Genomic DNA, 19,296 nt, shown 5'->3' on the forward strand with positions numbered 1-19,296 from the left:
GCCCTGCGGGCCCGGGCCCCGCGTCGTCGACCCGAGGGGGGCCGACGCCGCCGCGTGGGCCGGCGCCTCGGGCTCGCCGACCGTCAGACGGCGGCCGCGCGACGAGCGCGAGGGGATCGCCGCCAGCAGGCCCTGCGTGTAGGGGTGGCGGGGGTCCCCGAGGACGGCCTGCATGCTGCCCTCCTCCACGATCACGCCGTCACGCATGACCGCCACCCGATCGGCGAGGCCCGCGACGACGGCCAGGTCATGGCTGACCACGAGCATCGCCGTCCTGGCCCCCTTCAGACCGCCCAGCAGGCGGAGGACCTGCGCGGCGATCGTCGCGTCCAGCGCCGTCGTCGGCTCGTCCGCGATGAGGAAGCCCGGGTCCGCGGCGATCGCGGAGGCGATGAGCGCCCTCTGGCGGAGCCCGCCGGAGAGCTGGTGCGGGTACTGGGCAGCCCGGATCTCGGGATCCGGCACGCCGACCGATGCCAGGAGGTCGACGACGCGCTCGCGGCGTGCTGCACGGCCGAGGTCTCCGTGCAGGCGCAGGACCTCGCCCACCTCGTCACCCACCGTGCGGAGGGAGTCGAGCGATGACAGCGCGTCCTGCAGGATGAATCCGGCCTCGCGGCCGCGGACGCGCGTCCACTGGCGTTCGCCCCACGTGGAGGCGTCCTGGCCGTTGAAGTGCTGCGTACGGGACCGGACGTGCGCACCCGCGCCGGTGAGTCCCACGAGGGTCCGGGCGGTGACGGACTTGCCGGAGCCCGACTCACCGACGAGCGCGAGGCACTCGCCCGGCCGGATGGACAGACTCAGGTCGTGGACGACCTCCCGGCGGTGGATGCCGTGGCCGAACGCGACGGAGAGTCCCTCGAGTTCGACGACGGGCGTGTCGACCGGGATCGGCGGGACGGGGGGAGTCAGGGTCGTGGAGCTCATGCGAGCCTCCCTTCGGCACGGCGGCGGAGCTCGCGCCCGAGGACGGTGATGGACAGGACGGTGGCGACGAGGAAGGCCGCGGGGAACGTGATCATCCAGGGCGCGTTCGAGATGAAGTTGCGCCCGGCGGAGAGCATGGCTCCCCATTCGGGCGCGGGTGGCGGAGTCCCGAGTCCGAGGAAGCTCAGGGACGCGCCCGCTCCGATGGCCGATCCGACGCCGATGGTCGCGAGGACCAGCACGGGCCTGACGACGTTCGGCAGGGTGTGGGTCACCAGGATCCGCCAGGCCGGCAGGCCGAGGGTCCGGGCGGCCTCGACGAAGCCCGACCGCCGGACGAGGTGCGTCTGCGCCCGGGTGATCCGGGCGTAGTACGCGATGCTGCCGGCTCCGATCGCGAGGATGGCGTTCTCCGTGCCGCCGCCGATGATCCCGATGACCACGAGCGCGAGGAGGATCTCGGGGATGGCAAGGGTGACGTCGAGGAACCGCATCACGGAGGCTTCGACGAGCCTCCCGTTGAGGCCTGCGAGGAGGCCGATCGCGGTCCCGCCGACCACGCCGATGGCCGTCGCGCCGATCCCGATGTACAGGGAGGTCGCCGCACCGTGGACGATGCGCGTGTAGTTGTCGGCACCGGAGTCGTCCGTCCCGAACCAGGCGGCGGCGCCCGGCGCCTCGAAGCTCCGGGCCGGATCCACCGCGTAGGGGTCGGCGGGTGCGAGCAGGCCGGGCGCGAGGACCGCAGCTGCGAGCCACAGGAGGAACGCCGAGGAGAGCAGGATGCCGGGACGGAAGCGCCACCGCCGCCGCCGCGCCCTCTCGGGACCCTGAAGGGCGGACGGCTGTGCGGGGAGTGCGGCCAACGGGGCGACGGCCGCCGGGATGGTGCGTGAGGCGATGCTCATGCCGTCACCACTTTCGGGTCGATGAGCGTGTACAGGAGGTCGATCACGAGGTTCACGACGACGTAGACCGCGGCCGAGAGCAGCACGATCCCGATGATGACCGGCAGGTCCTTGTTGTAGACCGAGGCCAGGGTGAGCGAGCCGATGCCCTGCCGGCTGAAGAGGGTCTCGACCACCACCGACCCGCCGAGCAGTGCTGCGACGACGAACCCGGACATCGTCATGACGGGGATGACGGCGTGGCGCAGGGCGTGCCGGATCCGGACCGGGAGGTCGCGCATGCCGCGCGAGCGGGCCGTCAGGATGAACGGCTGTTCCAGGACGTCGTCGAGCTCGTTGCGCAGGACCTGCGAGAGGGTCCCGAAGACCGCCAGGGCGAGGGTGAGCGCCGGGAGGACGAGCGCGGCCGGGCCCTGGTTCCCGCCGATGGGGAACCAGCGCAGCGTGAACGAGAAGACGATGAGCAGCGCGAAGCCGATGATGAACGTCGGCGTCGCGGCGAACACCACCTCGATCCCCGGGACGATGGACCGGACCCAGGAGGTGCGCTGTGCCGACAGGATCGCGACCGCGAACGTGAGCGGCAGGGCGATGACGACGGCGGCGCCCGCGAGGGCCGCCGTCGCGCCGATCTGCTGCCCGATCGCTTCCGTGACGGGCAGTCGCAGCCGGTAGGACTGGCCGAGGTCGCCCTGCAGCAGGTTGCCCAGGTAGCTGCCGTACTGCACGATGAACGGCTGGTCGAGGAGGTAGTCGGCCCGCACCTGCGCCAGCGTCTCGGCGGTGGGCCGGGCGTCGGGACCGCCGAGGATCAGCAGCGCCGTGTCACCCGGGATGAGGTAGACCGCGAGGAACGTCAGTGTCGCGGCTCCCCAGAGGACGCCGATCCCGACGGTCAGGCGCGTGAGGATGCGCCGGAGCACGGCCACCTACTCGGCCTTCCACGCGTAGGTCAGCACGGGTACGGGGTGCGAGGTGTCCACGGCGACGCCCTGGACCGTGGTCGCGTAGGCGAACTGGCTCGGGTTCTCGTAGAGCGGGACGCCGGGAACGATCTCGAGCAGCCGATGCTGGGCCTTCGCGTAGGCCTCCGCGGCCTCGGGCCCGTCGTCGGCCTTCCGGGCCGTCGCGAGCAGCTCGTCGAGTGCGGGGTCGTTCACGTAGGAGGAGTTCTGACCGATCCGCTCACCCGTGATCTCGGAGGAGTGGTAGCGGATGAACAGCACGTCGGTGGTGTTCGTGTGCCACACGCCGGCCAGCGCGTCGTAGTCACCGGCGTAGCGGAGTTCGGTCAGCTGGGCCTGGGGGAGCTGGATGATCTGGAGGTCGAAGCCTGCCTTGCGGGCCTCTCCCTGCAGCTGCACGAGCAGGGGACTCGGCGTCGAACTCTCCACGGTCGGCACCTCGACCACGAGTCGCTTGCCGTCCTTCGTGCGGAAGCCCTCGTCGTCGCGGCCGGTCCAGCCGGCGTCGTCGAGCAGTTCGTTCGCACGCTCGGGGTCGTGGGCGAGGACGCCTTCCACGGTGGGGTCGTAGTACTTGCTCTCCTTCGACAGGAAGCCGTCGATCGGTGTGTAGGTGCCGAAGCCGAGGCTGTCCGTGACGGCCTTCGTGTCCACCGCGGCGGCGAACGCCTGGCGGACCGCGAGGTCGTCGAACGGCGCACGGCCCAGGTTGAAGCTCAGCACGTAGGGGCTGCCGGTCCGGGGGAGGTTCTCGTAGGTGAAGTCGGGATCCGCCTGCACGGCCGCGGCGTTCTGGGGTGCGAGGTTCTCCGTCAGGTCGTACTGGCCGGACGCAAGGGACTGGTGGCGGATCACCGGCTCGCTGACGAGGGTCACCTCGACGCCGTCGAGCAGCGCGGCGCCGTCGCCCTCCAGCCATTCGGGCGCCCAGTCGTAGCCCTCGCGCTTGGTGTAGCTGATGCTCTGGCCCGGCCGGTAGTCGGCGACGGTGAACGGCCCCGTCCCGATGGGCTCCTGGCACAGCGTCTCGGGTGATTCGGTGATGGCCTTGCCCGAGTTCATGCCGAGCCAGGACTGGGCGAGCGTGTAGAGGAAGGGGGTGTAGGGGTAGGCGAGGTGGGCCTCGAAGGTGTACTCGTCGATCACCGTGCCGTCGACGTAGGGGGCGATGTAGGCGGCGGCCAGGGGCGACTTCGTGGCCGGGTCCCTCATGTGCTCGAAGTTCTGGCCGAGGACCTCGGCGTTCCAGGGGGAGCCGTCGCTGAAGGTGACGCCCTGCTTCAGGTGGAACGTGTAGGTCCTGCCGTCCTCGGAGACGTCCCACGACTCGGCGAGGTAGGGGGCGATGTCCCCGTCCTCGTCCAGGGTCACCACGTTGTCGTAGATCAGGCGCCCCAGGAACTGCTGCTGCGTGGCGGAGATGCCGTGGCCGTCGAGGCAGCCCGGCTCGGCAGAGATGGACACGTCGAGGATGCCGCCGGCCACGGGCTCGCCGTTCGCTCCGGCGGACGGGCCGGCCGGGCCGGCGCAGCCGGTGGCCAGGGCCAGCAGGGCGACGGCGGAAAGGGCCGTCAATTCGCGGAATGTGTTTCGATTTCGGGCAGGCGGAATTACGGATGCATTCATGGGAGTTCCTTCGGGCGTTCCGGCGCAGCACAGCGTGCCGGGAAATGGGTGAAGAAGAGAATGGGCGCGACGGGCGCCGGGGATCCTGCTAGGGGAGGGCGGTGCAGTTCACGATGAGTGCCTTTCGAAATGCTCTTGCCCGCACCGGACCGGCGCCGCAGCGCCGAGGAGAAGGCCGCTTCGTCATCCGAACCACCCAGGAACATGGGGTTGGTGCGCGGTCCAGTCGGAGCTTTCCGACCGCGTCTCTTGAAGCTGGAACAACTATAGGCAGACGATTCTCCTATTCGGTCAATGAAAAGAAATATGACGGGTACCACGAATATCCCGGACGCGGGCGATGGTTCCGTGAGAAGGCGGTCGGCGGGGGAGTGCTGACTGCCGCGCGGGCTGCGATATAGAGTGCCGTATGGCTCTGGACCCTGCAGTCGAGATCGAGCGGAAGTTCGACGTCGAGAACGACACCCCGCTCCCGTCCCTGATGGACCTACCCGGCGTCGGGAGCGTGGACCAGCCGGCGGAGCACCACCTCGAGGCCGAGTACTACGACACCGAGGACCTGCGGCTCGCCTCCCACCGGATCACGCTGCGACGGCGAACGGGCGGCGAGGACGCGGGATGGCACCTGAAGCTCCCGGCCGGGCCGGAGGAGCGCCACGAGTACAGGAAGCCGGTGCGCGGGAGCTCGAAGGGCGTGCCCAAGGCCCTCCTCGGGTTGGTCCGCGTGCACATCCGGGGTGCCGCCCTGGTGCCGGTGGCCCGGCTGAGCACGCGGCGGATCGTCCACCGCCTGCGAGGGACCGGCGGTGAGGTCCTCGCCGACCTCATGGACGACCATGTGCAGGCCGAGGCGCTCCACCCCGCATCGTCCGGACGGCAGTGGCGCGAATGGGAGCTCGAGCTGGTGGACGGGTCGAGGGACCTGCTGGACGCCGGCGAGTCCGTGATCGCCGCCGCGGGGGGCACTCCTGCCGCTCACGGCTCCAAGCTCGCACGCGCCCTGGGCGGAGCGGTTCCTGCCGCGGTCGACGGGGTTGCCGCGGTGACGCCGGGCGGCACCGCCGGAGCGGTCCTGCTCGCCTACCTCGACGAGCAGGTGCGGGCGCTGAAGCAGCAGGACCCCCAGGTGCGGCTCGACGCGCAGGACGCGATCCACCGGATGAGGGTCGCGCTGCGCCGGACGCGATCGGTGCTCGCGACCTACCGGAGCCTGCTCGACGACGCCGACGCCGTGCGCCTCCTGCGCGGGGAGCTGAAGTGGCTGGCCGGGGTCCTCGGCACGGCGCGCGACGCACAGGTGATGCACGCACGGCTCAGGGAGATGCTCGCCGGTGAACCGGCCGACCTCCTGCTGGGTCCGGTGGAGCGCACCGTCGAGGTGGAACTGGGAGGCGGCTACAGGAAGGCCCACGCCAAGGTCCTCCGGGCGCTCGACGGACAACGCTACTTCCGCCTGCTGGACGCGCTCGATTCCCTCCTGGCCGCTCCGGCACTTGCTCCGCGAGCGGCCGGACCGGCGGACCGGGTGCTCCCTGCCCTGATCAACCGCGACCTGAAGCGGCTCTGGGCGGTCGTCCACGAGGCGAGGAACCACCCTGCGGGGCTCGGTGACCATCCTGCCCTGCACGAGGCGCGCAAGGTCGCCAAACGGGTGCGCTACGCGGCCGAGGCTGCCACACCGATCGGGCGGAAGAAGGTGGTGCGGATCGCCGAGGCGGCCCAGGGGCTCCAGAAGATCCTCGGCGAGCACCAGGACAGCGTGGTGACCCGGGACCTGCTGCGGCGGCTCGGTGCCTCGGCCACCCAGCAGGGTGGGAACGGCTTCAGCTACGGCCGCCTGCACGCCCTCGAACAGGTGGCGGCCCTGGACGCCGAGGCACGTTTCCGCGCTGAATGGGAGTACTTCCCGACGCCGCTGAAGAAGAAGTAGCGACGCACACCGGCGAACGGGACCGGCGCCGGGGGAGTCGCGGGCGACCCTCGCACCACGCACGAGGCGCCCGCACCGAGTATCAGCTGATGGAGACCGTGCCGTCGTCCAGGACGTGCCAGCCCGGGTTGTGCGCGATCTCCCAGACGATTTTGTTCGGGTCGCGCACGGCGGCATGGAAGATGCCGCCGAAGGCGCTCTCCTGGGGCTCCTTGAGCAGGACGCCGCCGGCACGCGCCATGGCAGCGACGACGTCGTGCACCTCCTCGCGGCTGCCGACGTTGTGGGACAGGGTGACGCCGGACGGCGCGGGCGCCGTCCCGAGTCCGAGGTCCTCGGCGAACTTGTCGGCGCGGAACAGGCCGAGCAGGAGCCCGGGTGCCACCTGGTAGAAGATCACCTCGTCGGGGACGTCCAGCGCCGGCGACCATCCCAGCCCGTCCTGGTAGAAGGACCGCGCGTCGTCGAGGTCGTGCGTGGCAAGCGTGATGAAGTGCAGTTGCTGCTCCATGGCGAGAGCCTACGCGCTGCCCGGATGCGGGTCGATCAGCCGAGGATGGCCAGCGCCTGGCGGACGCTGTCGATCGTGATGTCCGTCCCGGCGGCGACGTCCTTGACCTCGCCGTCGATCTGGTAGGGGAGGGGCTTCAGCGTCGAGAACCGGTACTGGCTGTAGCTCGGCTGGTCGCCCAGGCCCTTCGTGGAGGCACGCAGGGCGGTCAGGAGGATCTTCCACTTGGCCATGTGCGGGAAGGTGATGACCTCGAATTTCCCGTCGGCGGGGTGGTCGTCGGCTTCGCTGAGGGTCGCATACTTCGCCATCTGGGAGATGTTCGCGAACACGAGGCTGTCGAACTTCCGGCGCTTGCCGTCGCTCTGCCGGATCTCGAAGGGCTTGAACTTGCGGAAGGTCCTCACCACGGAGAACATCTCCTTCATGGCACCCTTGCTGCCCTTCTCGAGGTCGATCGCCATGATCGGTGTCAGGCCGAATCCGATGTACGAGTGCGCGTACACGGGATCGGCAGCGGGCACGGCGTCCGTTCCGCCGATGCTGATGCGGAGCAGGTCGATCCTGCGCACGTTGCCCTCCACGATCGCCTCGCCCAGGGGCTTGCGTCCCGTGACGCGACTGTGGTCGTTCGCATTGCCTGCCGCCAGGACGGCGCTCACGACGTCGTCCCGCCCGCTGGCCATGACACCGTTGACCACCTCGTTGTATCCGCCGTCGCCACTGACGGACACCACGAGCGCGTTCCCTGCGGACGCAGCCTCCCGCGCGAGATCGATGGCGTGACCCGCATGCTCGGTGGGCGTCAGCCGCACATCGGTCTCGGGCAGCGCGGGCGCCAGCTCGTTCCGGAGCTCCTCTGCGAGCGTCGGGGCGTCCCCGGTGCTGTTGGGGTTGAAGATGATCGTGATCGCGTCGAACCTGCGGGGTGATTCCATGGCCTGTACCTTCGGTGGTTGCTGACTCTCGTATGAAGCGGCAGCTCCCAGCATAAGTAAGCACGCTTATTATAAGTAGCCCCGGCTCGCCCCAATATTTCTCCCCGGTTCCGACGGAGTGCACCCGGCAGCCGCAGTGGCAGCCGGAATCGTCGCTGCGTCAAGACCCCCGAGCGCCGGTGGGCTTCATGTCCCGGCGGCGTGAACAGCACTACGGTGGGACCATCCGGGGAGGGTGCGCACAGCGCAGGATCCTCCCGGGCCAGCCGGAGGACCCGGCAACCCCTACAGGAAGATCCATCGTGAACGAATCCGCCGCACGCCCGCCCCATGACGAAACCGCCGACGAGGAGCTCTCGACATCCTTGGCGGGTCACAGCACGTTGCCCGACGCCGACGGCGACGGTCCCGCGCCGGCAGATGCGCCACCGGCGGAGGACACCGATGTGCTGGACGAGGATTCTCCCGTTCTGGAGGAGATCGACGACAGTCCTGTCCGGACCGAGAACAGCTGACGAACGGCGGACCGGCAGCGTTTCCAGGACACTGGAGGAGGGGCGGAAACCCGCTACCTGACATAATGTAGATTATCGGCGATTTGCTGCGGCTCCGGAAGGGGCGTCGCGGCGTCCCATACAGGTCCCTCCGACGTGGCACCTGTGGATCGGGAAAAGCGCGTGCTGCGCGATCCCTCCGAGCAGGACCGAGAGCCGACGTCCGCCGGTGGATGTCCCGCCCACCGGCGCCCGCGCCGTGCAGCGCGGGGCGCCGACAGGCGCGGCGCTACGGGGCCACAGTCATACGCCTGGCGGCGCCCGGATGTACCATTCCGCCGGTCTGCTCGGTCGGTTCCAGGGTGGCTGTGGGTCGATGACTACGAACCTCTAGGGCGTTATACAGATTTCGCTATAAGCCCGTATATTTCCCTACATGCACTTGGAACTGAACCCGTACAACCCCGGATCAGGACTGCCGCCGCGCGTCATGGGAGGCCGCCAGAGGGAGATCGACGCGTTCGACCTCATCGTCGCACGCACCCAGCGCGATCTCCCGAACCGGGGCATGGTGCTGTCCGGCCTCCGTGGTGTCGGCAAGACGGTGCTCCTCAACTACCTCCGGGCCCATGCGGACAACCATGGCTGGTTCACCATCTGGCTCGAGGGCAAGCCCGAAGCCCAGGGCTTCACGGAGGTGCGGGAGAAATTCGCGCGGGAACTCACCTCGGCCGCCCGCCGGTACAACGGACCGTCGGGCAAGGACCGCCTCCGGCAGGCCTTCGGGACCATACAGTCGTTCAACGTCGCCCTCGGAGTCCCGGGCATCAAGGCGGAGCTGGACCTGGGCTCCGACCGGGCGAACTCGGGCACCATCGACATCGACCTCGAGGAGCTGGTCGAGGACGTGTCGCTCGCGCTGAAGGCCGACAGGAGCGCGTTCGCGGTCTTCATCGACGAGATGCAGGACCTCGACCACGAACTGCTCACCGCCCTCATCACCGTGCAGCACGCAGCCGGTCAGCGGGGCTGGCCGTTCTACATCATCGGCGCCGGCCTGCCCAATCTCCCCACGACGCTCAGTGAGGCCAGGACCTACGCCGAGAGGTTGTTCACCTACCGCACGATCGGTCCGCTCGACGACGACGATGCCGCCTATGCGCTGACCCGACCGGCCAGGGAGATGGGTGCTGAGTTCTCCGCGAGCGCCCTGGGGACCCTGCTCGACGCCTCCGGGCGGTATCCCTACTTCATCCAGGAGTTCGGGAAGGCGATCTGGGACGCGTCCCCCGGCACGCCGTTCACGGAGGAGGATGCCGAGGTCGCGGTCGCGATCGGTCGGAGCCAGCTCGACGCCGGCTTCTTCTCCTCCCGCTGGGGGCGGGCCACCCGCAGGGAACGCGGCTACCTGAAGGCGATGGCGCACGACGGGGACGCGGGATCGAGCACCAGCCGGATCGCCGAGCGGCTCGGTGTGAAGATGACGGCACTGGGCCCGGCCAGGGCGCAGCTCATCAGCAAGGGCATCATCTACTCCCCCGAATACGGGCGGGTGGCCTTCACCGTGCCGGGAATGGCCGCCTTCATCCTCCGCCAGCACGACGACTAGACGCGGGCGGCCCACCCGGTCCTACCGCGGGCGGGACCCCGAACCGGGACGAGGCGGAGGTGCGGGTCACGCGCCCACGTACTCCGCGAGGTGCCGGCCGGTCAGCGTGGACCGCGACGCCACGAGATCCGCCGGGGTCCCCTCGAAGACGACCTTGCCGCCGTCGTGTCCCGCGCCCGGCCCGATGTCGATGATCCAGTCCGCATGCGCCATGACGGCCTGGTGGTGCTCGATGACGATCACCGACTTGCCGGCGTCCACGAGCCGGTCCAGCAGGCCGAGCAGGTTCTCGACGTCGGCCAGGTGCAGCCCGGCCGTGGGCTCGTCGAGGACAAGGATGCCGCCCTTCTCCCCCATGTGCGTGGCGAGCTTGAGGCGTTGACGCTCGCCGCCGGACAGGGTGGTCAGGGGCTGCCCGAGGCTGAGATACCCGAGTCCGACGTCGGACAGGCGGCCGAGGATCGCGTGGGCGGCCGGCACCCTCGCCTCGCCCGCCCCGAAGAACCCGGTGGCCTCGGTGACGGGCATCGCAAGGACCTCGCTGATGTCCTTGCCGTCGAGCCTGTACTCCAGCACCTCGGCCATGAAGCGCTTGCCGCCGCACACCTCGCAGGTCGTCGCGACGCCCGCCATCATGGCCAGGTCCGTGAAGATGACGCCGGCGCCGTTGCAGGTGGGGCACGCACCCTCCGAGTTGGCGCTGAACAGGGCGGGCTTGACCCCGTTGGCCTTCGCGAACGCCTTGCGGATGGACTCGAGCATCCCGGTGTAGGTCGCCGGGTTGCTGCGCCGGGAGCCCTTGATGGCCGTCTGGTCCACTGCGACCACGCCCTCCCGGGGCGACACGGAGCCGTGGATCAGCGAGCTCTTGCCGGATCCGGCCACGCCCGTGACCACGCACAGGACGCCGAGCGGGATGTCGACGTCGACGTCGCGCACGTTGTGGGAGGTGGCTCCCCTGATCTCCAGCTCCCCCCGGGGCGGGCGCACGGAGGCCTTCAGGGCAGCCCGGTCGTCGAGGTGCCTGCCCGTCAGGGTTCCGCTGCGCCGCAGCCCCTCCACGGTTCCCTCGAAGCACACCGTGCCGCCCCCCGTCCCTGCGCCCGGGCCGAGGTCCACCGCATGGTCGGCGATCGCGATCATCTCGGGCTTGTGCTCCACCACGAGCACCGTGTTGCCCTTGTCCCGCAGGCGCAGCAGCAGGTCGTTCATGCGCTGGATGTCATGCGGGTGCAGCCCGATCGTCGGCTCGTCGAAGACGTAGGTGATGTCCGTCAGGGACGACCCGAGATGACGGATCATCTTGGTCCGCTGGGACTCGCCGCCCGACAGTGTGCCCGACGGGCGGTCGAGGCTGAGATAACCGAGCCCGATCTCCACGAAGGAGTCGAGGGTCTCCCCCAGTGCGGTCAGCAGCGGCGCGACCGACGGCTCACGCAGCCCCCGCACCCAAACCGCGAGGTCGCTGATCTGCAGGGCGCAGGCGTCGGCGATGCTGATCCCGGCGACCTTCGAGGACCGTGCAGCCTCGCTGAGGCGCGTCCCGTCGCAGTCCGGGCAGGTGGTGAAGGTGACCGCCCGGTCCACGAACGCGCGGATGTGCGGCTGCATCGCCTCGCGGTCCTTGGACAGCATAGACTTCTGGATCTTCGGGATGAGGCCCTCGTAGGTGATGTTGATGCCATCCACCTTGATCTTGGTCGGCTCCTTGTAGAGCAGGTCCTGCAGCTCCCGCTTCGTGAAGTCCCGGATGGGCTTGTCGGCGTCGAAGAAGCCCGTGGCGCTGTAGATCCGGCCGTACCAGCCCTCCATGCTGTAGCCGGGGATGGTCAGCGCTCCGGCGTTGAGGGACTTCGTGTCGTCGTAGAGCTGCGTGAGGTCCATGTCCGTCACGGACCCCATGCCCTCGCACCGCGGGCACATGCCACCGGTCACGGTGAAGCTGCGGCGCTCCTTGACGGTGGTGCCGCCGCGTTCGATCGTGACGGCACCGGCCCCGCTGACCGAGGCGACGTTGAAGGAGAAGGCCTGCGGGGGCCCGATCTGCGGCCGGCCCAGGCGCGAGAACACGATCCGCAGCATGGCGTTGACGTCGGTGGCGGTGCCCACGGTGGAGCGCGGGTTGGCGCCCATGCGTTCCTGGTCCACGATGATCGCCGTCGTGAGCCCCTCGAGGACGTCCACCTCGGGCCGGGCGAGTGGCGGCATGAACCCCTGCAGGAAGGCGCTGTACGTCTCGTTGATCATGCGCTGCGACTCGGCGGCGATGGTGTCGAAGACCAGCGAGCTCTTGCCCGACCCCGAGACGCCGGTGAAGACCGACAGTCGGCGCTTCGGGATGTCGATGGTGATGTCCTTGAGGTTGTTCTCCCGTGCGCCCTGGACCCGGATGAGGTCGTGGCTGTCCGCAGCGTGCGCCGCTCCCTCTGCCCCCGCCTGCTGCGCGTCCGTCGTGGCCGTGCTCATGGTGCCTCCATCCTTCGGGGGCCGCCTCAGCGCGCCGCCGGTGTCCGTCTCGGGGAGCCGCGCCGCACAACCGGCCGCGGGCAGCACGTCTGATTCTCCGTCGTCGTGCCGCGACGAGCAATGGGGTGGGCGCCCGTTCCTGTCCGCGATTGTGATTTGCTGGAGGGATGACGTCAGCTGCTCCGGGCAACCACCTCAGTCCCAACCTGCCCCCCGCGGCCCTCGTGGAGCTGGTGGGTGCCGTGCTGGCGCAGGACCTGCCGGCGATCGTACGCGCGGGCGACCCCGTGCTGCGCCGGCCTGCGCAGGACTTCGACGGGCAGCTCGACGACGCCGTCCTGGGGAACCTGATCTCCACGATGCGCCGGGTGATGCACGAGGCCCCGGGCGTGGGCCTCGCCGCACCGCAGATCGGCATCCCCCTGAGGATCGCCGTGCTGGAGGATCAGGGCGTCCAGGACCCGGAGGTCGCCGCGGCACGGGCCCGCACTCCCCTGCCCTTCACGGTGATCATCAACCCCCGCTACGAAGCCGCGGACGGGAGCGTGGCCTCGTTCTACGAGGGCTGCCTCTCCGTTCCCGGCTACCAGGCCGTCGTCGAGCGCCCCGCGAGCATCACCGCCACCTACACACGGCCCGACGGCGTCACCGTCACGGAGGGCTTCGAGGGCTGGCCGGCCCGGATCGTCCAGCACGAGACCGACCACCTGAACGGGCAGCTGTACCTGGACAGGGCGGTCCTGCGGTCCCTCAGTGCCGACCAGGAGCATCCCCGGTGGGCGCAGCCGACCGTCGACGACGCGCGGCGGGGCCTCGGTTTCTGAGCCCCACCACGCCGTGCGCCTACCGGGCGGCGCTGTCAGCCGGGTTGGCGTCGGTGGGCAGGTACCGCGCCCACCAGCGCAGGATGTGCTCGAAGCGCTGCCGGCGGTGCCAGGGAGTGCCCGACCGTGAGAGCTCGTGCGTCTCGCCGGGGAACACGAGCAGCTCGGTCTCGACACCCTGCTTCTTCAGCGCCGTGTAGTACCGCTGTGCCTGCTCGATCGGGCACCGCAGATCCTCCTCGGAGTGGATGACGAACGCCGGGGTCCGCACCTGTCCGATCTGCGCGAACGGGTTCTGCTCCGCCACGTGCGCGGGATCCGTGCCCGTGTACTGCTCCGAGAAGAACCAGCCGATGTCCGATGATCCCACGAACGACGGCGGATCGAGATACCCCCGCTCGACGATCGCCGCCTCGAACCGGTGGTCGTGGGCGATGGTCCATGCCGTCAGGTAGCCCCCGTAGGAGCCGCCCATGACGCCGAGGCGTCCGGTGTCCATGGCATCGAACTCCGCGAGCGCGCCGTCCAGGAAGCCGAGGACGTCGTCGAGGTCCACCGTGCCCATCGCCTCCTTGATGACCCGCCCGTGCTCCTGCCCGTAGCCGGCGGCGCCGCGGGGGTTGCACAGCAGCACCGCATAACCCGCGGCGGCGTACACCTGGGCCTCGTCGAAGTACCCCCACCCGTACTGGGCGAAGGGGCCGCCGTGGATGACGAGCAGCACCGGGTGCGGGCCCTCCCCCTCGGGCAGGACCACCCATCCGTGCACGGGCGTGCCGTCGGGTGCCGGGTAGGAGCGCTCCTGCAGGTCTCCCACGCGCGTCTGCTCGCGCAGCGGGGCGGAGAAGTCCGAGACCGGCCGCAGCGAGGAGCCGTCGACGACGGCGACGTCCCCGGAGGTGGACGGGTCGGTGTAGGACACGACGACGGCGCCGCCCGCCGCAGCGGCCCCGGTCACCACGGTGGGGCCGGTGACGAGCGTGTCGCTCCGCCCCGCCGCCGAGACGCGCAGCAGCTCGCCCGCGCCGCGTGAGCGGTTGACGACGAGGACGGAGTCCGGTCCGTCGGCGACGATCTCCTGGACCTCTCCGAGGTCGACGGTCTCCGGGTCGGTGAGGCGCCGCACGTCCTGCGGGTCCGCCAGCGGCAGGACGTAGAGGGCCGTGTTGCGGGCCACGAAGTCCAGCCCCGACGGGGACAGGTCCGAGGCCAGGAAGAACAGCGACGTGCCGTCGGCGCCGGGCCGGGGTGCGCTGCAGCCGAGCCGGGTGTCCCCGGTCAGGTTCGTCAGCTGCCGGGGGTCGCCGCCGTCGAGGTCCACCGAGTGGATGTCGGACACGAGCGTGGAGTCCGCGTCCGCCGCGAGGGCGGCGGTGAAGAGGATGCGCCGTCCGTCGGTGGAGAAGACCGGTTCGAGGTGATCGGCGTCGGCCGTCGTCACCTGCCGGGCGGCGGGCACCGCGCCCTGCTCCTCCAGGGCGCCCGGTCCGTCGTCGTGCTGCTGCCCGCGCCGGCCGACGGCGGCGACGAACGGTTCGGCATCGAGGTCGGGCACGGCCACGATGAACACCTGCGAGCGCTTGTCCGTCGTGTAGCCCAGGCCGTTCATGCGGTACTTGTACCCGGTGATCAGGCGTGGGTCCTCCTGGCCAGCACCCACGCCGTCCAGGGTGCCGTAGCGTCCGGTCTCCGCCACCCTCGCGGCGAAGACGATCGTCCGCGCGTCGGGTGCGATGTCGAAGTGGGCGACGCCCAGGGGCTGGTCCGTCAGCTGCACGGGCTCGCCGCCGGCGGCGCGCACCGCGAACAGCTGCGGTTTGCCGCCCGGCGCCGCCCGGAGGAACACGAGGAGCTCGCCGTCGCGCGAGTACTGCGGGGCGGTGTCACGGAATCCCCGGGTCAGCCGTCGGCGGCCGCCCTCGAACGTGAGCTCCCACAGCTGGCCCACATAGGAGTCGGCGCGGAGGTCGGGGCGGGTCGCGGCGACCACGAGGCGGGAGCCGTCGGGGTGCAGCGTCGGGGTGCCCGTGGTGGTCAGGAGTTCGATCTGGTGTGGTTTCACCCTTCCGACTAGACCCGAAACGGTGGCCTGAGTCAACGGTAGGGCGGAGAGTCTCTCTAGGATGGGACGGTGCCTCCGCTCCCCCGCGACCTCCTGGTCTGCCCTGTCTGCGCCTCCCCGCTGGAGGAGACGGACCGCACCCTGGCCTGCGCGCAGGGTCACCGGTTCGATGCGGCCCGTCAGGGCTACTTTAACCTGCTGACAGGCAGGGGCTCGCCGTTCGAGGGCGATACCGCCGAGATGGTGGACGCACGGGAGCAGTTCCTGGGCTCGGGCGCCTACGAGCCTCTGCGCCGCGCGGTCGTCGCGGCAGCGCTCGCGCACGCATCGGCACCCGGCGTGGTCCTCGATGCCGGTGCAGGCACGGGGTACTACCTGGACGGGCTCGCGGGCACGGCTCCGGGGGTCTTCCCCGTCGCGCTCGATCTGTCCAAGGCGGCCCTGCGGCGTGCCGCCCGCAGGCTCCCCGGCGGCATCAGCATCGTCTGGGACGTCTGGCGCCCGCTGCCGTTCGCCTCCGGCTCGGTGGACGTCCTCCTGAACGTCTTCGCACCCAGGAACGCCGACGAGTTCGTCCGCGTGCTGGCACCGGGCGGGTGCGTCGTCGTCGTCACGCCGCGGCCGGGCCACCTCGCCGGGCTCGAGGCGGTGGGACCGCTCCTGTCCGTGCCCGCATACAAGGCCGACGACGTCCTCGCCTCCTTCGGGGGCGCGCTGGTGGAGGCCGCCCGCGAGGACCTCGACTACGTGATGTCCCTGCCACAGGACCTGGCGCGCTCGGCGCTGGTCATGGGACCCGCGGCGCGCCATGCACGGGCCGGGCAGGCGGGTCCCGTGGTAGGGCCGGCCGCGCCCCTCGAGGTCGCGGCACGCTTCACGGTCCAGGTGCTGGTCGCGCCGGGGTTCTCGCCCGACCGGGAGGGGCCCATACGGGATCCCGAAGGCACGGAAGGGTAACGACTGCCCCGGGCCGGGGTCCGGAGCCTAGGTTATGTCGGAGGCGTTTGCCAGAATGGGAGGACCGGCAGCTTCCTGCGGCCGGGATACGAGGGGGATGCTCGATGGAGTGGTTGCTCGACAACGGCTGGATCCTGTGGCTGGTGCTGTTCCTGGGACTGGCTGCCGTGGAGACCCTAACCCTCGACCTGTTCTTCCTCATGCTGTCCGTCGGCGCGCTGGCCGCCCTCGTCGCGACGTTCGCCGGCGCGGGGCTCGTCCTGCAGATCGTCGTCTTCGCGGTCGTGTCCCTGCTCATGATCCTGCTCGTCCGGCCCATCGCCGTCCGCCACCTCCGCAAGGGCCCGGCGGACCAGCTGAACAACATCGACCGTCTCGTCGGGGCCTCGGCCCTCGCCCTGGAACCCGTGACGGCCCACTCCGGGACGGTGAAGATCGGCGGCGACACCTGGACCGCCCGCTCGGCCGACGGCGCCGCCCTTCCCGCCGGGACGCGCCTGTCCGTCGCGAGGATCGACGGCGCCACCGCCGTCGTCGAGCCCGCTGCCTCGCGGGACGACCGCCCCGCGCCTCCCGTCGCCGACGCGTAGGCGCCCCACTCTTCCCGCACCCCCGGGCCACACACCGGCCCTGACGGGTGCACCCACCACAACGCAAGGGGATCCATGAACGGCTCCGCCGGAGGAATCGGACTCACCATCGTCCTGATCGTCCTCGTCATCTTCGTCCTGGTCGTACTCGTGAAGTCGGTCAGGATCATTCCGCAGGCACGCGCCGGCGTCGTCGAGCGGCTCGGAAAGTACCAGAGGACGCTGAACCCGGGCCTGACCATCCTGATCCCGTTCGTCGACCGGCTGCTGCCGCTGCTCGACCTGCGCGAGCAGGTGGTCTCCTTCCCTCCGCAGCCCGTGATCACCGAGGACAACCTCGTGGTGTCCATCGACACGGTGGTCTATTTCCAGGTCACGGACCCGCGTGCGGCGACCTACGAGATCGCCAACTACATCCAGGCCGTGGAGCAGCTGACCACCACCACCCTGCGGAACGTGGTCGGCGGGCTGAACCTCGAGGAGGCCCTCACCTCGCGCGACCAGATCAACGGGCAGCTCCGCGGCGTCCTCGACGAGGCCACGGGTAGGTGGGGCATCCGGGTGGGCCGCGTGGAGCTCAAGGCCATCGACCCGCCCCATTCCATCCAGGACTCGATGGAGAAGCAGATGCGTGCCGAGCGCGACCGCCGCGCCGCGATCCTCACGGCGGAGGGCACCAAGCAGTCCGCGATCCTGACCGCCGAGGGCCAGCGTCAGGCCGCCATCCTGGCCGCAGAGGGTGACGCGAAGGCCGCGATCCTCCGCGCCGACGGCGAGGCGCAGGCCATCCACAAGGTGTTCGACGCGATCCACAAGGGCAACCCGACGCAGAAGCTTCTTGCCTACCAGTACCTGCAGACGCTGCCAAAACTGGCCGATGGTTCGGCGAACAAGCTCTGGATCATCCCGAGCGAGGTCGGTGAGGCCCTGAAGGGCATCGGCAACGTGCTGGGGACCACCACGCCGGACTCCCCCGCCGACGGACCGGAGATGGTCTCCCGCGGCTGATCCGCCGCCCGGGCACGAGGGCCGCCACCGCTCCGGCGGTGGCGGCCCTCGTGGTTCCCGGCAGGTGCCGGCAAGTGCCGGCGTGCCGGCGGCGTCACGCGGGCTGACCTGTATACTTAGGTGTTTACCCCTTCGCCTGCGGGAACATCCCCGCACGGCATGGTGTTGTACAGACGGCTTCCCTTCCACCTCCCGGTGGCAGCGGTACCGGGTGTGTCGGTGACACGGCCCGGGGATCTTCGGGAAAGAACAGCGGCAACGGCTTCCGGCGAACGGGGGCCACGGTGAGTAGGAGACAATCATGAGCGATCGCAGCCTGCGCGGCATGCGCCTCGGAGCGCAGTCCATGGAGACGGAATCCGGCGTCGAGCCCGCTCCGCGGCAGCGGGTCGAGTACCGGTGCGAGGACGGCGAGCGGGTCTTCGTGACCTTCTCGTCCGAGGCCGAGATCCCGGCCACCTGGGTCTCGAAGACCGGCAAGGAGGCCCTCCTGGTCGACGGCGAGAAGCCTGACACCTCGAACGACAAGCCCGTGCGCACGCACTGGGACATGCTCCTCGAGCGCCGCTCCGTCGAGGAACTCGAGCAGATCCTGCAGGACCGCCTGACCATCCTGCGCGAGCGTCGTGGAGAGCGCCGCTCGGCCTAGCCGATGGACGCGACGCGATCCTGGCGTCGGGCATGCAGAAGGGGCACCCGCGGTGGCGGGTGCCCCTTCTGCGTCCGGGTGGGTGCCGGGGTCAGCCCCGTCCGGTGAGTGTGCGCCAGCGGGCACCGAGTCCCCACCGGGTGACATTGGCGATGGCCTCGAAGACGATGTTGCCGCTCATCTTCGAATCACCGAGCTCACGCTCGACGAACGTGATCGGGACCTCCACGATCGTCAGGCGCTGCCGGGCGACCCGGAAGGTCATATCGACCTGGAAGCCATACCCCACCGATGCCACCGCGGACAGGTCCAGGGCCTCCAGGGTGGAACGGCGGAAGGCCCGGAACCCGGCGGTGATGTCGCGCACGGGCAGGCCCAGCATCAGGCGCGAGTAGGTGCTGCCCGCGCGCGAGAGCAGCTTGCGGTGCGCGGGCCAGTTCACCACACTGCCCCCGGGCACCCAGCGGCTGCCGATCACCAGGTCCGCCCGGTCCACCGCATCCAGCAGCGAGGGCAGTTGTTCGGGTCTGTGGGAGCCATCGGCGTCCATCTCCACCAGCACGTCGTAATCCCGGGCCAGGGCCCACCGGAAACCGGCGATGTACGCCGCGCCCAGGCCCTCCTTGCCCGTGCGGTGCAGCACGTGGACCTGCCCGTCGGCCGCCGCTGCCCGGTCGGCGAGATCACCGGTACCGTCGGGGCTGTTGTCGTCGACGATCAGGACGTCCGACGCCGGGACCGCCGCACGCAGGCGGGCGAGGGTCAACGGGAGCGACTCGATCTCGTTGTAGGTGGGGATGATCGTGACGACTCGCACGCAGCCGGGGCC

The 19,296-nt window shown here is 70.2% G+C and carries 17 protein-coding genes and 1 riboswitch; of the genes, 8 read left to right on the forward strand and 9 right to left on the reverse strand.

The annotated features are described in order from the left end of the window. The 4 genes from CI785_RS02865 to CI785_RS02880 all read right to left on the reverse strand — a co-directional run. On the reverse strand, positions 1 to 930 hold a 930-nt coding region (locus CI785_RS02865), incomplete at its 3' end, for an ATP-binding cassette domain-containing protein (protein WP_157940133.1). After that, positions 927 to 1,838, reverse strand: coding sequence for an ABC transporter permease (locus CI785_RS02870; protein WP_105030603.1), 912 nt, complete (start codon positions 1,836 to 1,838; stop codon positions 927 to 929). The genes CI785_RS02865 and CI785_RS02870, both read right to left, overlap by 4 nt. Further along, on the reverse strand, positions 1,835 to 2,767 hold the full coding sequence (locus CI785_RS02875; protein ID WP_105030604.1) for an ABC transporter permease: 933 nt from the start codon (positions 2,765 to 2,767) through the stop codon (positions 1,835 to 1,837). Before CI785_RS02875 ends, CI785_RS02870 begins: the two co-directional genes overlap by 4 nt. Further along, positions 2,768 to 4,378, reverse strand: a complete 1,611-nt coding sequence (locus tag CI785_RS02880; protein ID WP_157940134.1) for an ABC transporter substrate-binding protein — start codon at positions 4,376 to 4,378, stop codon at positions 2,768 to 2,770. Between the two features lie 177 nt (positions 4,379 to 4,555). Then, positions 4,556 to 4,684, reverse strand: a riboswitch (SAM riboswitch). A 154-nt stretch (positions 4,685 to 4,838) separates the two neighbouring features. Between CI785_RS02880 and CI785_RS02885 the strand changes: the two genes are divergently transcribed. Then, a complete protein-coding gene (locus CI785_RS02885) occupies positions 4,839 to 6,359 on the forward strand; it encodes a CYTH and CHAD domain-containing protein (protein WP_105030606.1) in 1,521 nt (506 codons plus the stop codon). Positions 6,360 to 6,441: 82 nt separating this feature from the next. Here CI785_RS02885 and CI785_RS02890 read toward each other — a convergent pair whose 3' ends face one another. Continuing rightward, complete coding sequence (locus CI785_RS02890; RefSeq protein WP_105030607.1) at positions 6,442 to 6,870, reverse strand: VOC family protein; 429 nt, start codon at positions 6,868 to 6,870, stop codon at positions 6,442 to 6,444. Positions 6,871 to 6,905: 35 nt separating this feature from the next. After that, the gene (locus tag CI785_RS02895) at positions 6,906 to 7,808 is read right to left on the reverse strand and encodes a diacylglycerol/lipid kinase family protein (RefSeq protein WP_105030608.1); all 903 of its coding nucleotides are present in this window, start codon (positions 7,806 to 7,808) and stop codon (positions 6,906 to 6,908) included. A gap of 302 nt (positions 7,809 to 8,110) precedes the next feature. Between CI785_RS02895 and CI785_RS02900 the strand changes: the two genes are divergently transcribed. Then, on the forward strand, positions 8,111 to 8,323 hold the full coding sequence (locus CI785_RS02900) for a hypothetical protein (RefSeq protein ID WP_105030609.1): 213 nt from the start codon (positions 8,111 to 8,113) through the stop codon (positions 8,321 to 8,323). Between the two features lie 415 nt (positions 8,324 to 8,738). Beyond that, the gene (locus tag CI785_RS02905) at positions 8,739 to 9,911 is read left to right on the forward strand and encodes an ATP-binding protein (protein WP_105030610.1); all 1,173 of its coding nucleotides are present in this window, start codon (positions 8,739 to 8,741) and stop codon (positions 9,909 to 9,911) included. A 66-nt stretch (positions 9,912 to 9,977) separates the two neighbouring features. Here the strand turns inward: CI785_RS02905 and CI785_RS02910 are convergent, their stop codons facing one another. Further along, positions 9,978 to 12,377 (reverse strand): ATP-binding cassette domain-containing protein, encoded by a 2,400-nt coding sequence (locus tag CI785_RS02910; protein ID WP_105030611.1) that lies wholly within the window; start codon positions 12,375 to 12,377, stop codon positions 9,978 to 9,980. Positions 12,378 to 12,544: 167 nt separating this feature from the next. On the opposite strand from CI785_RS02910, the gene CI785_RS02915 reads away from it, so the two are divergent. Beyond that, positions 12,545 to 13,201, forward strand: coding sequence for a peptide deformylase (locus tag CI785_RS02915; RefSeq protein ID WP_105030612.1), 657 nt, complete (start codon positions 12,545 to 12,547; stop codon positions 13,199 to 13,201). A 19-nt stretch (positions 13,202 to 13,220) separates the two neighbouring features. Here CI785_RS02915 and CI785_RS02920 read toward each other — a convergent pair whose 3' ends face one another. Then, the gene (locus CI785_RS02920) at positions 13,221 to 15,263 is read right to left on the reverse strand and encodes a S9 family peptidase (RefSeq protein ID WP_105030613.1); all 2,043 of its coding nucleotides are present in this window, start codon (positions 15,261 to 15,263) and stop codon (positions 13,221 to 13,223) included. 69 nt (positions 15,264 to 15,332) lie between these two features. Here CI785_RS02920 and CI785_RS02925 point away from each other — a divergent pair, with 69 nt between their 5' ends. The 4 genes from CI785_RS02925 (at position 15,333) to CI785_RS02940 (ending at position 18,467) form a co-directional block, all read left to right on the forward strand. Continuing rightward, positions 15,333 to 16,220, forward strand: coding sequence for a putative RNA methyltransferase (locus CI785_RS02925; RefSeq protein WP_105030614.1), 888 nt, complete (start codon positions 15,333 to 15,335; stop codon positions 16,218 to 16,220). 104 nt (positions 16,221 to 16,324) lie between these two features. After that, entirely contained in the window at positions 16,325 to 16,810 is a 486-nt protein-coding gene (locus CI785_RS02930; protein WP_105030615.1) for an NfeD family protein, read from the forward strand. Positions 16,811 to 16,885: 75 nt separating this feature from the next. Next, entirely contained in the window at positions 16,886 to 17,818 is a 933-nt protein-coding gene (locus tag CI785_RS02935; RefSeq protein ID WP_105030616.1) for an SPFH domain-containing protein, read from the forward strand. Positions 17,819 to 18,119: 301 nt separating this feature from the next. Continuing rightward, a complete protein-coding gene (locus CI785_RS02940; protein ID WP_104051092.1) occupies positions 18,120 to 18,467 on the forward strand; it encodes an RNA polymerase-binding protein RbpA in 348 nt (115 codons plus the stop codon). Between the two features lie 91 nt (positions 18,468 to 18,558). Here the strand turns inward: CI785_RS02940 and CI785_RS02945 are convergent, their stop codons facing one another. Beyond that, positions 18,559 to 19,284 (reverse strand): polyprenol monophosphomannose synthase, encoded by a 726-nt coding sequence (locus CI785_RS02945; RefSeq protein ID WP_105030617.1) that lies wholly within the window; start codon positions 19,282 to 19,284, stop codon positions 18,559 to 18,561. Positions 19,285 to 19,296: the final 12 nt, after the last annotated feature.

This window comes from Arthrobacter ruber, assembly GCF_002954225.1.
Lineage (GTDB): Bacteria > Actinomycetota > Actinomycetes > Actinomycetales > Micrococcaceae > Arthrobacter_D > Arthrobacter_D ruber.